Annotated in this window: 22 protein-coding genes; 2 read left to right on the top strand and 20 right to left on the bottom strand. The window is 40.3% G+C overall.

The genetic code is table 11. From position 1 onward, the window contains the following. The 9 genes from G519_RS43495 to G519_RS0117810 form a co-directional block, all read right to left on the bottom strand. The coding region (locus tag G519_RS43495; RefSeq protein WP_036633315.1) for a vWA domain-containing protein at positions 1-590 on the bottom strand (590 nt) is incomplete at its 3' end. Between the two features lie 622 nt (positions 591-1,212). Next, on the bottom strand, positions 1,213-2,058 hold the full coding sequence (locus G519_RS43490; protein WP_051253479.1) for a competence protein CoiA family protein: 846 nt from the start codon (positions 2,056-2,058) through the stop codon (positions 1,213-1,215). A gap of 31 nt (positions 2,059-2,089) precedes the next feature. Continuing rightward, positions 2,090-2,884 (bottom strand): hypothetical protein, encoded by a 795-nt coding sequence (locus tag G519_RS51305; RefSeq protein WP_029195869.1) that lies wholly within the window; start codon positions 2,882-2,884, stop codon positions 2,090-2,092. Then, entirely contained in the window at positions 2,869-3,054 is a 186-nt protein-coding gene (locus G519_RS0117830; RefSeq protein WP_029195868.1) for a hypothetical protein, read from the bottom strand. Before G519_RS0117830 ends, G519_RS51305 begins: the two co-directional genes overlap by 16 nt. Before the next feature lie 34 nt (positions 3,055-3,088). Beyond that, complete coding sequence (locus G519_RS47635) at positions 3,089-3,718, bottom strand: hypothetical protein (RefSeq protein ID WP_051253478.1); 630 nt, start codon at positions 3,716-3,718, stop codon at positions 3,089-3,091. A gap of 191 nt (positions 3,719-3,909) precedes the next feature. After that, positions 3,910-4,206: a hypothetical protein gene (locus G519_RS0117820; RefSeq protein ID WP_029195867.1), complete on the bottom strand. Its 297-nt coding sequence runs from the start codon at positions 4,204-4,206 to the stop codon at positions 3,910-3,912. Positions 4,207-4,646: 440 nt separating this feature from the next. After that, positions 4,647-4,739: an RNA chaperone Hfq gene (locus G519_RS53570; protein ID WP_084160220.1), complete on the bottom strand. Its 93-nt coding sequence runs from the start codon at positions 4,737-4,739 to the stop codon at positions 4,647-4,649. A gap of 111 nt (positions 4,740-4,850) precedes the next feature. Beyond that, complete coding sequence (locus G519_RS53010; RefSeq protein ID WP_268633674.1) at positions 4,851-4,976, bottom strand: hypothetical protein; 126 nt, start codon at positions 4,974-4,976, stop codon at positions 4,851-4,853. Between the two features lie 442 nt (positions 4,977-5,418). Then, complete coding sequence (locus G519_RS0117810) at positions 5,419-6,822, bottom strand: hypothetical protein (protein ID WP_029195866.1); 1,404 nt, start codon at positions 6,820-6,822, stop codon at positions 5,419-5,421. 205 nt (positions 6,823-7,027) lie between these two features. On the opposite strand from G519_RS0117810, the gene G519_RS53565 reads away from it, so the two are divergent. Beyond that, positions 7,028-7,414 (top strand): DUF6527 family protein, encoded by a 387-nt coding sequence (locus G519_RS53565; RefSeq protein ID WP_409372016.1) that lies wholly within the window; start codon positions 7,028-7,030, stop codon positions 7,412-7,414. A 1-nt stretch (position 7,415) separates the two neighbouring features. On the opposite strand, the gene G519_RS0117800 is transcribed toward G519_RS53565, so the two are convergent. Both G519_RS0117800 and G519_RS0117795 read right to left on the bottom strand, forming a co-directional pair. Next, positions 7,416-8,786, bottom strand: coding sequence for a HesA/MoeB/ThiF family protein (locus G519_RS0117800; protein WP_029195865.1), 1,371 nt, complete (start codon positions 8,784-8,786; stop codon positions 7,416-7,418). A gap of 64 nt (positions 8,787-8,850) precedes the next feature. Then, positions 8,851-9,711, bottom strand: a complete 861-nt coding sequence (locus G519_RS0117795; RefSeq protein WP_029195864.1) for an E2/UBC family protein — start codon at positions 9,709-9,711, stop codon at positions 8,851-8,853. A gap of 483 nt (positions 9,712-10,194) precedes the next feature. Between G519_RS0117795 and G519_RS47625 the strand changes: the two genes are divergently transcribed. After that, positions 10,195-10,686: an ImmA/IrrE family metallo-endopeptidase gene (locus G519_RS47625; RefSeq protein WP_051253476.1), complete on the top strand. Its 492-nt coding sequence runs from the start codon at positions 10,195-10,197 to the stop codon at positions 10,684-10,686. Here G519_RS47625 and G519_RS0117785 read toward each other — a convergent pair. From G519_RS0117785 to G519_RS0117740, 9 genes are all read right to left on the bottom strand, one after another. Beyond that, on the bottom strand, positions 10,679-11,185 hold the full coding sequence (locus tag G519_RS0117785; protein WP_029195863.1) for a hypothetical protein: 507 nt from the start codon (positions 11,183-11,185) through the stop codon (positions 10,679-10,681). The two genes, G519_RS47625 and G519_RS0117785, sit on opposite strands and share 8 nt — an antisense overlap. A gap of 100 nt (positions 11,186-11,285) precedes the next feature. Then, positions 11,286-11,882 carry an RNA polymerase sigma factor gene (locus G519_RS0117780; protein ID WP_029195862.1) on the bottom strand — a complete coding sequence of 199 codons (597 nt, stop codon included), beginning with the start codon at positions 11,880-11,882 and terminating at the stop codon, positions 11,286-11,288. 1,423 nt (positions 11,883-13,305) lie between these two features. Further along, a complete protein-coding gene (locus G519_RS0117770; RefSeq protein WP_029195861.1) occupies positions 13,306-13,980 on the bottom strand; it encodes an SOS response-associated peptidase in 675 nt (224 codons plus the stop codon). 359 nt (positions 13,981-14,339) lie between these two features. After that, complete coding sequence (locus tag G519_RS53560; RefSeq protein WP_161632934.1) at positions 14,340-14,639, bottom strand: HNH endonuclease; 300 nt, start codon at positions 14,637-14,639, stop codon at positions 14,340-14,342. Beyond that, on the bottom strand, positions 14,612-15,151 hold the full coding sequence (locus G519_RS43470) for a hypothetical protein (RefSeq protein ID WP_036633269.1): 540 nt from the start codon (positions 15,149-15,151) through the stop codon (positions 14,612-14,614). The genes G519_RS53560 and G519_RS43470 overlap by 28 nt, the downstream gene beginning before the upstream one ends. Before the next feature lie 17 nt (positions 15,152-15,168). After that, positions 15,169-15,519: a hypothetical protein gene (locus tag G519_RS0117760; protein ID WP_029195860.1), complete on the bottom strand. Its 351-nt coding sequence runs from the start codon at positions 15,517-15,519 to the stop codon at positions 15,169-15,171. A gap of 94 nt (positions 15,520-15,613) precedes the next feature. After that, complete coding sequence (locus tag G519_RS50265; protein ID WP_154669583.1) at positions 15,614-15,778, bottom strand: hypothetical protein; 165 nt, start codon at positions 15,776-15,778, stop codon at positions 15,614-15,616. A gap of 15 nt (positions 15,779-15,793) precedes the next feature. Next, positions 15,794-16,597, bottom strand: coding sequence for a hypothetical protein (locus G519_RS0117750; protein WP_029195859.1), 804 nt, complete (start codon positions 16,595-16,597; stop codon positions 15,794-15,796). Positions 16,598-16,985: 388 nt separating this feature from the next. Beyond that, positions 16,986-17,534, bottom strand: a complete 549-nt coding sequence (locus G519_RS0117740) for a hypothetical protein (RefSeq protein WP_029195858.1) — start codon at positions 17,532-17,534, stop codon at positions 16,986-16,988. Positions 17,535-17,682: the final 148 nt, after the last annotated feature.

The following is a 17,682-nucleotide window of genomic DNA, read 5'->3' as shown; positions in this document are numbered from 1 at the left end:
CCCCCGCCATGATCCGCAATGCCTTCCATAAGGTCCTCGTCGAACCCGTCGCCGACGCCCATTGTTGTTATACCAATACCCAGATTATGAAATTCCTTTGCAATGGACTGCAGCTTCGTACGATCCTTGATGCCTTCATTCGCATGCCCGTCTGATAATAATAAAACCCTGTTGACACTGCCGTCTGATTTCCCCTGCACGACATACTGAATTCCCTGCAGCATTCCTCCGCTCAAGTTGGTACAGCCGCCTGCTTGGATGGTCTCTATCTTTTGTTTCATAACGTCCTTGTGGGTCACATTCTGCGGCACAAACACCGTCAATACCTCATCATCAAATGTAACCAAACTTAATTGGTCCTCTTGGCTCATTTGATTTGTTACGAACTGGCAAGCCTTCTTACTATAAGCAAGCGGTGCCCCAGACATGGATCCGCTGCGATCCATCACCAGCGAAATATTCATCGGCGCTCGGTCCGAGCGAGATCCGGTAGTTCCTTTTATCTCGAGGAGCAAGAAGGCTTTTTTCACCCCTTCCATTGGCCAATATTCGTTATTCCATGCATGGGTCAATTGAATAGTCGAACTCATGTACAACATCCTTTCTCACCTGGCTTCTGATAAGAATGTAGCATAGGTTTTGGTCATTATGATGTCAGAGAATGTCCGTTCGTATGTTGGGAAAGAAAAAACTTTAGCCTGTAAAATCGAAGCTAAAGTTTGTGACAAAATACATCAATGAAAACAATAAGGGTGAACTGACTGGTGATGTTATACGCGAGGGATCAAATCGATATATGGTTTGAACGCCTTTTCCAATTTCACAAACTTTTCTGTCAACATTGGCATTCTTTCTGACCATGTGCTGGGTTCTAAGTAACAATAGGGAAGATCAAGTGTTAGGCACATCGGCTTTCCTGCCGAAACAAACAAAGAAAAAAAAGCATCCGGAATGGTGCTTTTTTCTTTGTTCAATAATTATTCAGCTGCGCTGCCGGTTTGTGTTATTTGTCTAATGACATGATTCTGTTCCGTTTCTCATCCATTAAGGAATAGCAATCAAATTGGAGCATCAGTAATTCATCAAGACGGGAATCGATCTTTTGCTGTTCGGCTTCGAGGTAATCACTTCTTGTCAGTGCTGCCGACTCTCGGCGCAAAGCCTCATTGGCCAAGCGCTTACGCGCTTCTTTTCAGTTGAGTCCAAATATCGTTAGGAGCTGACGCTCTTACCGGCTATATAAATTTTAAAATCGCTGTAGCCTTTTATTTGACTTTTAAAACTACACTTTACAACATCGCGTTCTACACCATCTTCATCAGTTGACAATCCTATGCAGTAGTTGCAATTTAGACAGTCAGTCCAGCGTGCTGTTTTGTATCCTTTCCACGGAAAGGCATTTATGGGACATCCATTAATCAAACTGTTTCCTAACGACCCGCTTGGTCTTTCTTCATATATATTTGAGGAATGAACAGAATTACTTATTTTATTTGCTTTAGCATTATAAATCCATTTTTTAAGTTCAGTTTTAAATAGAACAATGTCTTTTAGTTCTTCATATGAGATATTCCTATCAATCCCACTTAAATTAATTTCGATTGTTGAAATATTAAGGGATTGGATTTTCTTTACTTTCTCTAAATCAACTTCATGAGTAACCTTAATTTCGATTATTAGAGGAATACCCTTTTTATATAATATTATATCTGGAACTATCCTCCCAAGTTTCTTTTCTAACAAAACCTTATCGAATTTTAATTCCATCTCATTAGAGATATTCCACTTGTTATAAGTGCCTTCAAATTCTAAATCTAAATTTGGAATTCTTATGTTTTGATGTTTTTCAAGTAAGTCCTTAGCCATTAAATGAATAGCTGTTTGAAGTCCATGTTTACATTCGCTATTGATGTGTGCAAAATGGTGAATTTTAATTTTTCCTTTACGTGCTATAAGTGGTTGATGACACCCTGGACAGATACATCCACATTTTTCCCCCGACATAGCATCTTCAATATGAATTAATTGTTCGTCTTTTAATCCGTACGGGAGTTTCATATCTTGACCTCTCCTAAAAGCTCCGACTGCGTTAACGATACTTTGATTCAGTTACAACTAGTACACTTCCTTCTTTTGTGCCTACCCAATCACCTATGGAAACTTCGTAATAACCACTTATTTTTGCGTAAAACGCTATCTGGGCGCTTGACTTTGGCTTTTCTAATTCCACGACAGGTAAGCCGATGTACGCCAGATTGTTCTTCATTTTGTCTCCTTTTTGGTATTCTTGTTCAGTAAGATTCAACCGGATACGGTGTGCCTTCCCATCCAGAAACATAATCTCAATCTTATCATCTTTGTAATAGTTCATCTTAGCGTCTGCTTTAATCATAGTATCTAGATTGGTCCATTTAACTTTTTCAGTATTTGTAGGCTCACCTAATAGCTTGTTAATCTCCTGCTCAGACTTTCTTGCCACTTGTTGAACGTCAAAGACTATTTTTGCCATTGCATCAGCTTCCGCTTTGGCTCTAGCTTCTGCTTCTTCCTTAGCTTTTTTTTCAGCGTCCGCCTTGGTTTTTTCTTCTGCATCAGCTATTACTTTAGCTTCAGCGTCAGCTTTGTCTTTGGCAGCCTTTTCTTCCAGTGATAACATTGGGGCAGGAGTTACCGGTGGTGTTGTTGTAGCTACTGAAGCTGTCAATGATTTGGTGTCGGGATTATTCGACATTGAAGACACAAAACCAAACAGCACAAAAGAAACTATGAAATATACCGTAGCTCGTTTACGACTAGTGGGGTTCTTCAAGAACTTCAAAAAGAATGATGGATTGAAAATGCTAAGAAGTAAGTAAAACGTGATTAAACCTAGAATATTTGACATGATAGATGATGTTCCCCTTTGTTTATAGCAGCCTTTTCCCACCATTTGGGTCTAGTTCCAAACAACAGCTTATCAAACATCATCAATACTGTACAGCAGAAGTGCCGGTGCAGCATATGCGTATCCTCATCGTGAACAAGAAACTTGTGCCACTCCTGTTCAACGATCATTATGTAAACCACCCCATAAGACTTAACGCTCCTATTAATATTTCTTCTCAACTAAAAGTATGTAAAAAGCATCATGAGTTATTTTTTTAATACCAGTTATATTGGAAAACTTTTTAATTATATCGAGATTTGTATCCTTAGGATTGTTTATTATGTGGTTAACTATCATTTTCAAATGAATTTCTCTTTCTTCTCTTTTCAGAATAGTTATATTTTTATATTTCTCCAGAATTTCCTGGAATTGAATGTCCCAAACGATAGAATTTCTATAATTCCACTGTTTTTCAGATTCTGATAAATGTTGGTCAAATATCTCACGACTTACTTGATTTATTAATAGAAAGTGTTGTATAAGAGTATCCTTATCTATCCAGTCTTGGGATCCAGCATAACCAAAGTGTTTAACATTATGGCATAAGAAACATAATGTCTGTAATCTCACAAGTTTTTGCGTTTTTTCATTTTCATCAAACTTCCAAACCTCATGGCAATCGAACTTTTTAAAATGTTCACTCTTTACAGCACCGCAAATTTCACAAGTATAGTTATTTTCTGAATTAATATATTTAGATAACTTTTGCCACTTGTAAGGAGTTAGGCGTAGTCTTAAGTTATGTTTCCACGTTGCTTCGGGTAGAAGTTCTAATTTTAATTTAAGATCCAAATTAAGTCCCCTTTACATTGCACTATCTACATTGTCGGAAGAAGTGGCTGAAAAAAATTTCCTCCCTTTCTCGGATACACTGCTGGTCCTTTTCTGTTTTGACGGTTTTTAAACACCCGTTCAGGCTCGTGGCAGAAATGGGCTGATCTGTGCGTTTGGTAACGTGTTCATTTGTTATGATGGCCACTGATCTACCCATTGATCATAGCCTTGACCGTATCCAAGCCGATCACATTGATCACTACCATCAGCCCCACGTTAACCACTAACAGTCCCACATTTAGCATCACTAAAGCCCGGCTACGTCCCCAACCCTGATAAAGTCCCCAAGCTGCCACAAGCACCAAGGCTACGTTAGCGCTCGTCAGAAATGTCAGTTCTAGGTTATCTACATTCGTCAAGAAGCCTATCAGCTTCACAACCGCCCCCACAAATAGGCACAGTATGAATGATTTTAGAAGTAAGGCTAGCATTTTCATCTTGTTCATACGGATCAATCCCTTCCTGAAATTTACGTTTGAAAAGAACAGAACAAGAATACAATTGAATATTAAGAAATCAACGCAAGGAGGTTAGATCATGAACCTACACCTATATTTGTCTCTACGGAAAAAAACTAACTACTATTAATTCCAAGGAGTGTACCCCTCTACAAAAGCAGTCCCACCTCGGCATTCAATGCAATAAGTCTTGCCTGTTCCGCCGCATCTTCGTTCACGGCTGACATCTATGGATAGCGCAATGATCAATGCTCAATTATACGGTTCACCGTAATGCATCTGAACATAAAGTACAATACAACCTCAAAGTTTATATTTCCATTTAATTATAATCGACCGTTTCGATTTGGAAAACGTTTTTCGTTCATGCCCGGCACTACTCTTTTATCTTAGAATCCTTCTTTTTGGCAAAATAAAAAGACTGCCATTTACTGGACAGTCTGTAGTTTAACCGGCTTTATTGGAGCCATCGTTGATATTGCATGCTTATAGATAACCTGTTGTTTGCCCGCTTTGCTGATTTACACGTCGATCTTCATAGACTTTTACTGTTTTAATCTTAGCACTTTTACGTAATTAAAAAGTAATGGGCCGGCTGCACGCAATGCCGGCGTCTTTCTTTATTCGTACTCTTATTCTGTTGTATAGTACTTCTCTAGTTCAGCGATGGCATTCTTAATACATTGTATACCTCTTTCATCACCCGAATCTTGATATGCACGAAGCTCATTTTTTAAAGACTCAATTACGTGATCCATTCGTTTACCTCTCCTTTTTTAACTATCCCGGCTCCGCCTATACTAAGATAACTCGATAAAGAAACATACTTCGAAATGACGGCCCTACACTTCCTCTGGTGGATATTCAGCTTTTAATTCTTCAACTGAGCCGAATTTAGGAGTTTCAAAGATCAATTTTGTGATGCAGGAAAATAGAATTCGTTAGTGAAAGTCCAGTAATCACGTGGTTCTCTCAATGGTAAGCAATTTAATTAAGTTCGTTAGTTAAATGATTTTATCAAGAATTGTTCAGTAAAAGTGGAAAATAAAGTTCGTTTAGTAATATTTACTTTTGTAAATTCATTCAATGGTTTTTCTTCATATAATGTAACACGACTGCCGAATTGAAATGGCAGCCGCGCCAGGTATTTTTGAGCTAACGTTCTTCGTTATGCCACCGGTATCCTTTTCGTTCGGCCTTTTAAGGGCATCCAATTGCCAATTTTACTTTAGGGATTAACGCGGTTAAACATTCAGCTGATTTCTCCACATGGTCGAATTCACGTTCTATAGCAAAGACGGCTCTATTCATTTTTGCTTCCATTCCAAGCAAACTTGCGATCTCCGACAGCTTCCTTTTCATTGATAAAATCTTCTCTTCAGACCACTCTATTTTATTTACGTTAAAACCAAAACGAATCATAATTTTCGGTTCAGTTTGACGAAAGACATGAATATGAATTGAACAGCTATCATTATTCCAGTATTTCTGATTTGGATACCATAAATGTTTATATACGAATCTCGCTTTCTCCGGAGCGACAGTCCTCCCTACGAAAAGGTCTAAATCGCCTGACAAGTGAATAGCAAGGCTAGACACCTCATCGATTAATGAGATTGATCGGCTGCTATCCAATGATATAGGTTTTTGCAGTGAATCACTAACCTCTACCTCTTTTGAGATCCCCCGCGCAGCTTTTCTTCCACTGACATTTCCAAGAACTCGCGTGTTTATTACAGCCGGCTGTGTCTGCGTACCGATAATTGAACATACATAATTCGTAGCGGCTGGCGGGATAACATATTTCACACCATTTGGGGTCTGCCTGCTGAGAATAACAATAGGAGTTCCGTTTTCTGTTGACTGATAGTGAATGACTCGAGTAGGTACACTTCCCTCAAATTTCTCCGTTGTTTTGGAGTACCAAGTCATCGTATCAAGAGCATCTTCCCAGGCCTTGCCAATTCCTAATATTGCACGAACTCTTTTTTTCTCAGATATTTCGCGAACTGTTTGAAGAGTAAGCTGCATGAACGGAAGATTAAACATCATAGGTAGATGATCCTTGATCTTCTCATCGAATTTTTGGGAGTGAAAAGGAAACAACTCGATGCTATGAAGGAATCTAAAGTCGTTAAGTCCAAAGTTGGTTCTCAGTTCATCATACCTATCCTTTCTCCATCGACATCCACTTTTGTGTCTGGTATTTAAGTAACAACTACATTTCTTATTCTTGCTAACCGGCGAAGTCTCGGTCAGAGCACCGCATTCCCCCAAATAATTAGCAGGTTCCCATTCTGTGTATTGACGAATTACTTCATTGTTCCAACTTTCCGTAGCGTGTTTGACTGCCCCGGGGTTCATAAACAATCCAAGGACATCTTCTCGTATGTCACTATTGAGAAACCCGAAATATGCCTCTGGAAAATATATATCCTGGTCACCAATTGCGCTCATAACAGAATCATAAGCAGTATCAAAGTCACCACGGCGAAGTTGTATCTTTTTGAGTGGTCCTAATAGTTCCTCCACAATTCTCTCGCCATTCGGGCAGCTACAATATAACTCATTCCAATACCGTACCATTTCGTCAGTAGCAGTCATTCAATCAACTCCAATAATTATTTAAAATGTCTAAGTAAGGTGTTTAAAAACAGAAGAAATAAACCGCGTTCAAGTATACGTGGTTTAGTACTACTGAGCCAGTTATATATTCTTCATTATAAGTACTCGTACCTTTGTCCCCTCAGCATTCCCGTCTGTTCGCTTTCAAGTTATAATGGAAATATAGAAAATAACTTGGAGATGAATGCCATTGAATCTACTTAGAGCTTTCACACACTTCTTGCAAAGCATATACAGAAGACTTTTCAAAGCCGAAATCAAGCACACAAAGCACCTGGGAGCATTTGATAAGGTCATAGTAAGATCTACACGAGAAGCTACAGATGACTTGTTGGAAATGGGAACTTTGCTGATCGTGAAAGATGGCACGTTCTACAAGTGGGCTCGTTTTCAATGCCCTTGTGGGTGTGGTCAGAAACAGGTTATTTCACTACAATCTAACCACAACCCACACTGGTCAATTTATGAAAGAAACGGGACTATTACGCTGCAACCTTCTGTCCATGTAAATGGTCAGGGAGGCTGTGGAGCGCACTTCTTTGTACGAAACAATAAGATTGACTGGGTATAAGCTACCACACCATTTCAAGAAACATTGGTGTATCCCCGCTACCCAGCACATCAGTTTGCCCGCATTTACAATTCCTATTTTTACTTGATGATAGTGTGCGGACAGCGTGATTGCCGAAATTATAAAGAATACCGGTTAATTCCTGTCCGCGCGACATGCCAGTTAACTTATTAATAAACTCGGCCGCAGCAAGCGAAGCTATGAAGGTGGTATAAGCAATAACTGCAGGATCAGCTTCAGGCAGCTCCGGTGCATATCCTTCTCGCGCAAGAGACTCGCGCTCCTTTAAAGTCTTGGATTCGAGCATGATATCCTGAGAATTGACCACTCCCAAGCATAATAAGCATGCGCTTCCAGGTTGAACGATAGTTAGGCGGCTCATAATGGACTCGAGCACCTGATTATTGGACTCTATTTTTGTGCCCATATCGAAAAGAGGAATATAGTACCTCAAAGCAATATCTGACAGTATGGATCTCCCCAACTGGTCATCCGTACATCCAAAAATCACATCACAATCACGAAGTGTCTTCGCAATTTCTTCTTGATTAATGCGATTGGTATAACGATGAACCTTCGTTCCAAACCCGATCTCCTCAATCATGTCTCCCATGATCTCAACTTTCGGCAAACCGATTTGTTTTTGAGAGGAACCGTGAATCCGAGTCAAATTCGTTGCCGATAGCGTATCATCATCATAAATGCTAATAGATCCAACCCCAAGCCGTGCCAATTGTTCGATCATTGGCGAACCTGTTCCACTAGCCCCAACAACCCCTACATGCAAATTTCGAAGAAGGAGCTGCATCGCCTTACCGAAAGCCCGAACATTACGGTCAAATGCCGATAGATCGAGATAACTCTGCGTGACCGGAAAGAAGAAACGATATTGGGTACCGATCACACGAATTGCATCTAACGGCTGCGCATAGACTCCTCCAACTCCATCCTGCAACCACACACGACCAGTGATGCCATCTGGAGAATTCATTAGCAGACTACCGTGAACCTGTCCCGGAGCACGAACATAGGCCGGCCTGAAGAGCTCCGGCTCCTCACGATCATCGACTTCTGAGTACTCCAGCCACCCGCCTGGGTGTGTATGCACCCAGAAGAAGCAGTAATTTTCCTTGGCTGCTTTCTGAAATCCAGTCGCGTATACCTCAACAGGAACGCGAATATTTAGGCGAGTTTGTTCGAGAACCTCACTAGGATCAATTGGTCTTATCTCTTTTACCAAAAGCCTTGTCTCACTATCAGTTTTTGATTTTTTGCAATAAACTATGGCTGCCTGCTCTACCGTGTCATCATGGAACAGATGACGGAACAGTTTTGTATAATCTTTTTCAGTGAATGTCATTGTATATTTCAACGAGAACCCTCCTTATAATATGACGAGGCTCCATAAGGAGCCTCTTTAAGTTGCTTTGTACTGATTATTCGCCTTTGCGCAGTGCCTCAGAAACGAAGGTAAAATGTGCACGAAGCCCACCTGTAATAGGGTTCCAAGTACCCTGGTCACGATGGCGAGAGAACCTTTGCCAAGTACTCCCGATGTATTGTTCATCACAGACACTTGCAGGCAATTGCCCGTCCGACTTCATAACAGCAGGCTTCACCCAAAACATGTCCATTGCAGCACTAGGGAAGCCTGCTGGAATTTTCACGAGCATCGTAACATAACAGGGTGAATAATTTTCACCCATATCGAAGTTAGCGATCGTTAGAAATAACTCACTTGGGTTTTCTGGGTTGCGGCAAAGTTCATACTGAAATCCATTAGCCTCCAGGTAACTAATCTCACGCTGCGGCAAAACTGCCGCAGCATCAACAAGTGTATTTCCGTTGTTAATATTGCTTTTCATTGAAATAAATTGCTCGTCCGTAATCAGATATACGATCTGATCATCAGGAATTTGGATATCACTGCGCGAGCTCTGTATTAAGTAAAGAGCAAATTCTGGAGGAATGTTAGCCAGCTGCTTCAATTCTCTTCCAGTCATTGCATGCTTCGGCGCGGTGTAATTCACTGTATCGATCGTAATGCTGACATCAGGATTAACACGATGCTTGATGAAAAATTGCATTTCATCAACCAAGATGACTCTCTGATCGTCTGGGATTAACTCTGTCTCTTCGGGTCCGTCAACCTCAAGGTACAGATCGTATTCTTCAACATTTGCAACTGCCAACTTCTTAATTTCGTTTGCAGTCAGTGACTGCAACGGCACTTTATACTCCGTAGTGCCAATGGTGATCTCAATCGGATATTTGCTTAGATTATGATTGCTTTCCATTTTTTGTTGCCCCCTATAATAGATGTAATAGTATTCAATTCGTTAACTTTTCGCTCTGCTCATGATTGAAACAACGGAATCATTCTTAGCGTGCAGTCATGTACCAGATGACCGCCGCACTAACTTTCTATGATGTATCCAGATTCATAGTTTTCACATCCTTCTAGGCGTAGTTGTCCGCCCATAATGTTAGAGGTGTCAACGGCCAGAATATGACAACCTCTGAAATATATTTTTTCTATCCCAGCAACTCTCGTTACTAGGTATCTGCCCTCACTATATAAGAGTGGTAACATTGCCCAATGTGACAAGATTATAAAAAAAACTTTTCAGTGAAATATCGCTATGCTATGATAGCCTTACAATATCTGCTAATGATTAAAGGAACGGAACAGTTTGCTTTACCTGTTCTGGAATGAAGAAAGAGCACAGCATGGACCAGCATGCTGTGCTCTTCTTATTTTGATATAAGGGTGGTTGAAGGTGGAAATTTTAAATCAGAATCAAGTTGAACAAACGGCTAATCTTGCTGTCGCAAGGAATGCTGCAAGGAAGATCCACAAAGATCTTAAATTAACATTTCCGGTTCCAATAAGAGAACTTCTAATTGAAACTTACGGTTTCACAATATTAGATATCGAAATTGATGAAGAGATATCTGCACTAGTAGACCTAGATAGCATGTATATCGGACTTAACAGCGGTCACCACATTAACCGTCAACGTTTCACACTTGCTCATGAATTAGGGCATATAATCTTGAATCATAAAGATGTTAGATATACCGATCATGAGAATTCTGATAAAGGTAAGGCACCATTTGAAAAAGAAGCTGATGAATTTGCTGCAGAACTACTCATGCCACAACCTGAATTGAAGAGAGTTAAATCAAAAGACATTGCAGAACTTCTAGCACATTTCCACGTAAGTAAACAAGCGCTTTTTAATCAGCTCATGAAGTATAAATTTATTTGAATTGTATTTCCAGTTCTTTTAAAAATGCATCCCTCTTACTTTCAATTATCTTCTTAGCAAATTCCGTATTCGCGTTTTTAAATTGTTGGTTCGATGCTTTATCCGATCTTGCCATGACACGTCCTAATTGCAAATTAAGTAGCAATTGATTTTTTATTCGATTCCTTGCCTCAGTCAAATTAATGTTTAGAGATTTGAAAAGATATGCAACGCGAGAAGGTTTGTAATCCCAGATGTATTTATTGTTTAAGATTAGATCTGTGAATTCTATCTTAAGCTCACCATCTAACTTTCGAGCTAATAACTCTGCCAAAGGAAATTCGTCCGATGTTTCCTCAATCAGTATTTCTTCTTGAGTTATATTCCCTTCCTTTACCGTAGATTGTAATTTATTAAATAGGTTTCTGAAATTATTTAGACTACGTTCTTCCTCAAAAATTTCGTCTTTTCCTTGAGTCAGAATATCAACGATATAGTCATCATTAATTTTTCTAGACATAGTACTTACTCCTTTAGTACCACTGCCGGGGGAGCCTCGTGTGTAAAGGCCCTCCTTTCCCGACATGGTAAATATTCAGTTTTAAAGTGTTCCGATTTGGCTACTCGTCGATTTCGCTATAATGCTGCTCGACAAACTTCGTTACTTTTTCAATTGCCCTCTTGTATTTAACTGATACAGTGTTAGGCAATTGACCCCAACTCTTCGCAATTTCTTGGATCTCTTCACCCAAGTCAATTCTGCGATAAAGTAGTTCTCTTTCCTGATCGCTAAGGACTTCGTTCTTTGCTTTATGGAATAAAGCAAACTCTCGGTCCCTTCTACGACGAAGCGCTGGAGTCAGGTCATCCCCTCCGACGCTTCCTTGAATCTTGCCTTCAGCGACTTTATCTAAAGGAGCGGCTTTTCTCGACTCTGATTCTGGTTGGAATGACTTCTTCCTCAGAACACCTCTGATAATGTACGGGGCAACAGTCGCAATGTTCGTACGAATCCGATTGTTAACCGACATATCCCAAAGCTTTATTAAAGTCTCCTGGACAACTTCATCAAGATCAGCCCATGAAATATCATTTCGGAAGTATTTCGTCATCCGCGTTAAGTATCTAAAAAGTTCATCTATGCTATCTGGGTCGACTTTATTACTCTTTGCAAAGTCTTCCTGAATGTCGGAAAAGTCATTATTGTTCTGACTCATATTTTAAACCACTCTCCTGTACACTTTCTAGGTAGACTTAGTTTTGGAATTAATCATAATTAGTTCCCCCCGTTATCAGCGTCTTTCCTTCACTCAATAAGAGTCAATTACGGGTTAAATGTGACAGAGTTACGTCAGGAAAGAGTTTAATAAATCAATTATTATATTCTTTTTGACAAAATTATTGTCAAAAAAGAGGATTCTAGAATATAATATAGAAATATATTATAAGAAACACATATTATTAATGCATTATGTTCTACTTTTATATCACTTGATTAGAATGGCCACGAGCTGTTCGATTTGCCGATCGAAAAAGCTCATGAAATTAAAACAATCATAATTCATCATCCTTTTCTATTGTGTAATAACCGGGAAATGAGCCTGAGAAACTCTCCCACATATCATTTTACCATTGTCCTGACCACTCGGTACAGGTCTATTTTTCTTGTTTTTCGACTGAAATTTGCCGGTATCGGGTAAATATGACCGAAAAAACACCTCTTTTGTTATAATTCCTCCTATTTTCTTCGATTATATGATGCATTTAGTATTTTCATATATACGCCCCCAACATGTGTTTATCCAATTACAATTTATTTTGCCGACTGCTACCGGAAATACAGGTATTCCGAGACCGTTTAAGCTATCAAATTGACTACTTGATCAATAATTTCATATATAGTTTGAAAGGATTTATTCCCGCCCGACTTGTGTTAAATCAAATCACGCCAAAAACACCATCAAGTTGGTGGTTATTGGCATTCATATTTGAATAGACCTCAGAACTAATTAGCTGTATTAATCTTTTAAGGTATTGCCAAACCTCGGAACGGAAACCTTAACGGATAAATTTACTTGAAATTTCTTGTTCAGCAATCTGAATAAAGGTCTGGTGATATTCCCGACAATGGACCCTGCATCTCTTGTTGTCATAATTGTTCACTAACTTTAGACATGCCTATTGGTATACTCTTAATGAGAGGTGGGCTTTCCACCTATAAAGGATAATTCGTTCGACTGTCTCCCCTCATTGAATTGAAGATTGTAAAAGATACTCATTCGACACCTCAAAAACAATTTTTTAACTACTTATATTCATCAATGTATTTGAATGCTGCCCGTTAGCTTAATACCCACCGCCAGCAGCAGCCTTTATCATTAATTAATAACGAACCTCAAATAATTAAAAAATGGTGTTCACAAAAGTGAACACCCACTAACGCACTCTATTTTCCAATAACACACTTTATTTTCCACTAACGAACTTTATTTTCCTTGATCATTTTGCCGGAGCCTTGTCGGTTTTGTTTTTAACAATATGGCCATAATACTTACCGTGTTTTTCAAATACAAACATAGTCTTATCAGGCTCCTTAAGTAAAGGGTATTTATCGATCATGAGCCTGCCACTCTCCTCTCTTTACAAGGCTTCTTTGATTAGATCCGGATCGTTATTTCTCACATTCCCAACTCGCGTCGAAACGGGGTAAGCTTTCATTTGGTCTGAAAGGAAGGGAACCATTAAATGTCGGATCATCTCAGGTTCATTCGCTCCACGATCTAACCACAATGCCTCATGTTCTGGCTTAAGAATCACTGGCATTCTGTCGTGGATATCCATCATTAGCTCATTAGGCTCGCTAGTCAATATTGAAAATGAATTAACCTGTTTTCCTTCCTGGTCAGTCCATGAGTCATATACCCCAGCCATACTAAATATTTCTTCGGATTTCAATGTAATTCGCATCGGCTGCTTGTTTGCTCCGACCTTTCTCCATTCATAAAAAGAGCAGGCCGGTATGATGCACCTCTTGCGCCGGATAGATGTGCGAAATGCAGGCTTCTCAGCGACAGTTTCTGCCCGAGCGTTGATGGTTTTAAATGCAATCTTTGGATCATTGGCCCACGACGGAATAAGGCCCCATTTCATAAGCTCCAAACAATTATTGTTCCCATCGTTAATGACAACCGGGAGCATCTGTGTAGGAGCTACGTTATAATTAGGCCTATAAGTTGGGATGGATGTATCATCATGGACTCCATAGCGTTCTAGCAATTCGTCTAAAGTAGCAGTTATAGTAAACCTTCCGCACATGAAACTCGCCTCCTATACCCATCATACATGATTTATCACGACTTCATTAATAACAATATTTATCTTTTGTGGTCGGCAAATTGAGTGTTTTGATACGATGATAAAAACTTAATGCCATCCCCGTTAATATTGTGGCATTCGGATAAATTCTACCGACGATCGCGGAGCATACCCTGACAACGAGCTATCCGCCTTTCACCGTTCGTCGTTTCCTATTGGCGTCACATGATCGATATTTGGGCGATAGCATAGATAATCAATTAATCTAAAAGCTTTCTTAGCTGCCGTATGTGATACGGCTGTTATTCTATTGAAAATCCATTCATTTGCCTACGTCTTTCCTGAATAAATGCCAACACTCATTTATCGTAACCATAAGCATCACGGTGCCATGCCATGTACACACGCTTTTCGCTTAGCAATTCTATTTTCTGGTTTTCATTCAGGTTTAGGAACATCCGATCTTCTTCGCTTAATAGAGAGGAAATGAGAATGTTTCCTGGATTGTCAAAAGAAATCAGCTTGTTATCGAATACCCGATCGTGATTCGGGCACAGCAAAAGTCCGTTATTTGGATCCAGCCGCTCAAAGTCGCTTTCGCACTTGCTCCAGTCCTTTACGTGGCTTGCCGTCAGCAGCCTGGGGTGGAAAGGCCGCACAATTCGCAGCGCTGCGTGCGCCGCAAAAGTTTGACTTTAAAAAGCGATTGACCTACGCGAGACCGAATCGTTTGCTCCCTTTCAGTATGGGTCAGTTCGCCAGTTCCCCGTTCTACGTCTGCCACAAACGCTGCTTCTTCCGTAGTAACGGAGTTTGAGCGATTTTCCTCCCGTATGTGAGCAATCGCCGACTCCAGATCCTCTTCATCCAGAAACGATTTAATTTCCGACGTGATAGGATTATCATCTTCATTCGGAAGCGCCAATAAGACCACTGTTCTGGAGCGATCCCATTTTGTGATAATCTGAAGCGTTTTTCCGTATGATGTATTGTATATCGCATGGAGGTCTTCGTTCAGAATAAGCGCCTGGTCGTTTCTCTGCCACTCTTCGGCACTTACCGTGCCCCAGTTTCCTTGCATATATTGTTCCAGCAATTGGTTGATTTCGGTCTCACCGACGGCTTCTGCAGCTTCAGGAGTCACATATAGATAACCTAATTGGAATGCCATAAGTTGCGTAGCTCCTTTCAGCGAACCATCAAACCCTGAATCTTTATATAAATTCCCGTATTTTGACCGGCAATGATAACATGATAACATGCATGAACAGTTCGAATAAGACCTTGTGATTTCATTTCATCTAAAATTTCGTTTATATCAGTTGAACAATACTTGGGATGTTCCGAAGTAACAGGACGATCTTGATTTGCTGTGGGCGGAACATTCAGAGATTGACAACCAGTTGCAATGTGCACTAGATTCTTATATCTCTTTGAATCGGGGTTTAATGTATTGATGTTTAAGACGAACCCGTTTGGATTCTGCTCGCGCCAAATTTGATACTCATGTATGTGATCCTCCACTTCAAAAACCTTCATAAATTTATCCCCCTGTGTTGTGTTTGAGTGGCGGTTAGTGGATTGTAAAAAAGCCCCTTAGTTCATTTGAACAAAGGGGCCCATATGTAATAACCTATTTAACCATTTTGATGTCTTCTTCAATCTTTCCTCGAAGTATTACTGTTCCTTGTGTTGCTTTCGTAAGGGCTGGCTTATTCGAATGCTTGACCTTGCGAATGACTATGACGCGATCTCTTTTTTGCTTGCTGCCAAAGATTCTATTAAACAAGTTTACCATCTCGAATCGCCTCCTTTATCTATAGTTTACGACAAATTGTACCAGCTTGTCCATATGGCCAAGCATTGTGAACGGTCTGACTATCTGCTCCCATTCTTCAATATGGGACTCTACATCGATCGAATTCGCAATAGCTATTAGGCAGCCCAGTCGAAGAGTCCCATCATTTCTGAAAAATAAAAGTGTATCGGAGTCTGTATGGTCAAAGTGCTCCTTCACTTCTTCCCAAATCGGATACGTCTTCTCTGTCTCTAGGAACTTGTCTATTGCCTTGTGGTCCATTCTTTCTTGGTCAGTAGAGCAAGAGCGCCCCCATCGCCAACCTGTAAGTTTATGCTTGCCTCGGTTATTGTTTACGACCAGTACTGCTCGAACTTCAGATTGCTGAATTTGAAAAAGATTACAGACATCATCAATAAGTGCTTGAAATAATCCCTCAATTTTATCCGCTTTTAGTTCCATTGGTGCCTGCCGATTGTTTACGGTTTCCTTGACCTCAGCGATCATCTTTGCATAGTTATTGCGGGAGCGATAAGGTTCCTCATTCGGTGCTTCTGATTCCGTTATGTCTTTTTTAAACAAGAGGGCAGTAATGAAAGCTAGTGGTGACGCATAAAGAATGAGAAGCACTACGAATTTGGCTCGTCCTGCAAGCGTACCTTCTGCTTTCCATTCAACCAAAAGTTTAAACGGCTTGGTGAGAAGATCATTAAGAGCGAATAGCTCTTCAACCAATGCCGGTCCCATAATAATAAGAGCGCCGATAAGTATTCTACCGGGTATAGTTCCGAATAGGGCTCGTCCAAATTTTCTCATCATCTTGTGTGGTGATCCTCCTCCTTACACCTTTACTATACATTGGAATTTTTTGGCGAGCAATAAAAATAGCCCCTAAGTTACAGGGGCTATTTTTCACTGCTTCCCCCGAAGTCGTGCTGTACCTTGCGAAGCAGGGGGGATGGGTTTATTTATTTTCAAGTCTATTTCAACGATTTCACGGCCATTGGAGCTGCGAATTACCTTTCTATCAGTTACGCTAAGATATGACTTACTCTTTCTCTTTTTTCCGAACATGCTAATCACTCCTTATGATCAGCATGTCCAGTAATAGTCTTATATAAACTAGATGGATGGATTACTAGAGCACCATCCAAAGACCAAAGACGTCTTTCTGTCAACCAATATTTCTTTCCGCATCAACACTAATTTAATCGCCAATCCATCCTGAATAATCCGCTATTTTCCATAGTTGTTTTGTGGTGTACCTGCTCCAGAGATCGTGAACCCAGGCTTGATACTTGTCCCTGAATCCTGACTGCTTGACTGCATTTGTCCATACAGATAACAGTTTGGTTCGCATCATCCGAGGGAAGCTTCCGGCTCTCATGGCTTTTATACGGTTATCGTCATCCGTATCTACGATGAACATATACAAGAAGTTACTTTCGAGAGCCAGTTGCATCGCTCTATTGTCGGTGTAAAGTGTCGGATCGAACGCCGCCTCATAGATAAGCGGGGTATTTCCGAAGCGGAATATCGACAAAGAAAATGAATTGGTTTCCTTGATGATTCGGACATTGACCCGCTCCGAGTTGAATAATCGGATCTCCTCATCTGTCGCTCGTGGCATATACAGTACGAGAGCGAAGCCGGCCCCTTGACCGTTTACATCTGTTAATGCCTCTATAATAGCACCGGAATTCGCGTCCCCTTGGATCAAAGTGAATTTCTGGCCGATATGAAACATCGTTCCCACATTTATCCCACCATACATATTATGACTTACTTTCATTGTAGGAACATCTGTTCTAATAATAAAATTTATGGGCACCCCTATTTCTGATGTATAGGCACAAAGTAAAGACCCCCTATATCGGTGTATAGGAGGTATAGCATATCTAGTG

The organism is Paenibacillus alginolyticus DSM 5050 = NBRC 15375, assembly GCF_000422905.1.
GTDB lineage: Bacteria > Bacillota > Bacilli > Paenibacillales > NBRC-103111 > Paenibacillus_E > Paenibacillus_E alginolyticus.
This window is presented reverse-complemented; position numbering and strand designations above follow the sequence as displayed.

Coding starts and splice junctions, on each gene's coding strand:
- G519_RS43490 (WP_051253479.1), bottom strand. CDS start 2,058: ATGAAACTCCCGTACGGATTAAAAGACGAACAATTAATTCATATTGAA.
- G519_RS51305 (WP_029195869.1), bottom strand. CDS start 2,884: ATGTCAAATATTCTAGGTTTAATCACGTTTTACTTACTTCTTAGCATT.
- G519_RS0117830 (WP_029195868.1), bottom strand. CDS start 3,054: ATGATCGTTGAACAGGAGTGGCACAAGTTTCTTGTTCACGATGAGGAT.
- G519_RS0117820 (WP_029195867.1), bottom strand. CDS start 4,206: ATGAACAAGATGAAAATGCTAGCCTTACTTCTAAAATCATTCATACTG.
- G519_RS53010 (WP_268633674.1), bottom strand. CDS start 4,976: ATGGATCACGTAATTGAGTCTTTAAAAAATGAGCTTCGTGCATATCAA.
- G519_RS0117810 (WP_029195866.1), bottom strand. CDS start 6,822: ATGACTGCTACTGACGAAATGGTACGGTATTGGAATGAGTTATATTGT.
- G519_RS53565 (WP_409372016.1), top strand. CDS start 7,028: ATGCCATTGAATCTACTTAGAGCTTTCACACACTTCTTGCAAAGCATA.
- G519_RS0117795 (WP_029195864.1), bottom strand. CDS start 9,711: ATGGAAAGCAATCATAATCTAAGCAAATATCCGATTGAGATCACCATT.
- G519_RS0117785 (WP_029195863.1), bottom strand. CDS start 11,185: ATGTCTAGAAAAATTAATGATGACTATATCGTTGATATTCTGACTCAA.
- G519_RS0117780 (WP_029195862.1), bottom strand. CDS start 11,882: ATGAGTCAGAACAATAATGACTTTTCCGACATTCAGGAAGACTTTGCA.
- G519_RS0117770 (WP_029195861.1), bottom strand. CDS start 13,980: ATGTGCGGAAGGTTTACTATAACTGCTACTTTAGACGAATTGCTAGAA.
- G519_RS43470 (WP_036633269.1), bottom strand. CDS start 15,151: ATGGCATTCCAATTAGGTTATCTATATGTGACTCCTGAAGCTGCAGAA.
- G519_RS0117760 (WP_029195860.1), bottom strand. CDS start 15,519: ATGAAGGTTTTTGAAGTGGAGGATCACATACATGAGTATCAAATTTGG.
- G519_RS50265 (WP_154669583.1), bottom strand. CDS start 15,778: ATGGTAAACTTGTTTAATAGAATCTTTGGCAGCAAGCAAAAAAGAGAT.
- G519_RS0117750 (WP_029195859.1), bottom strand. CDS start 16,597: ATGATGAGAAAATTTGGACGAGCCCTATTCGGAACTATACCCGGTAGA.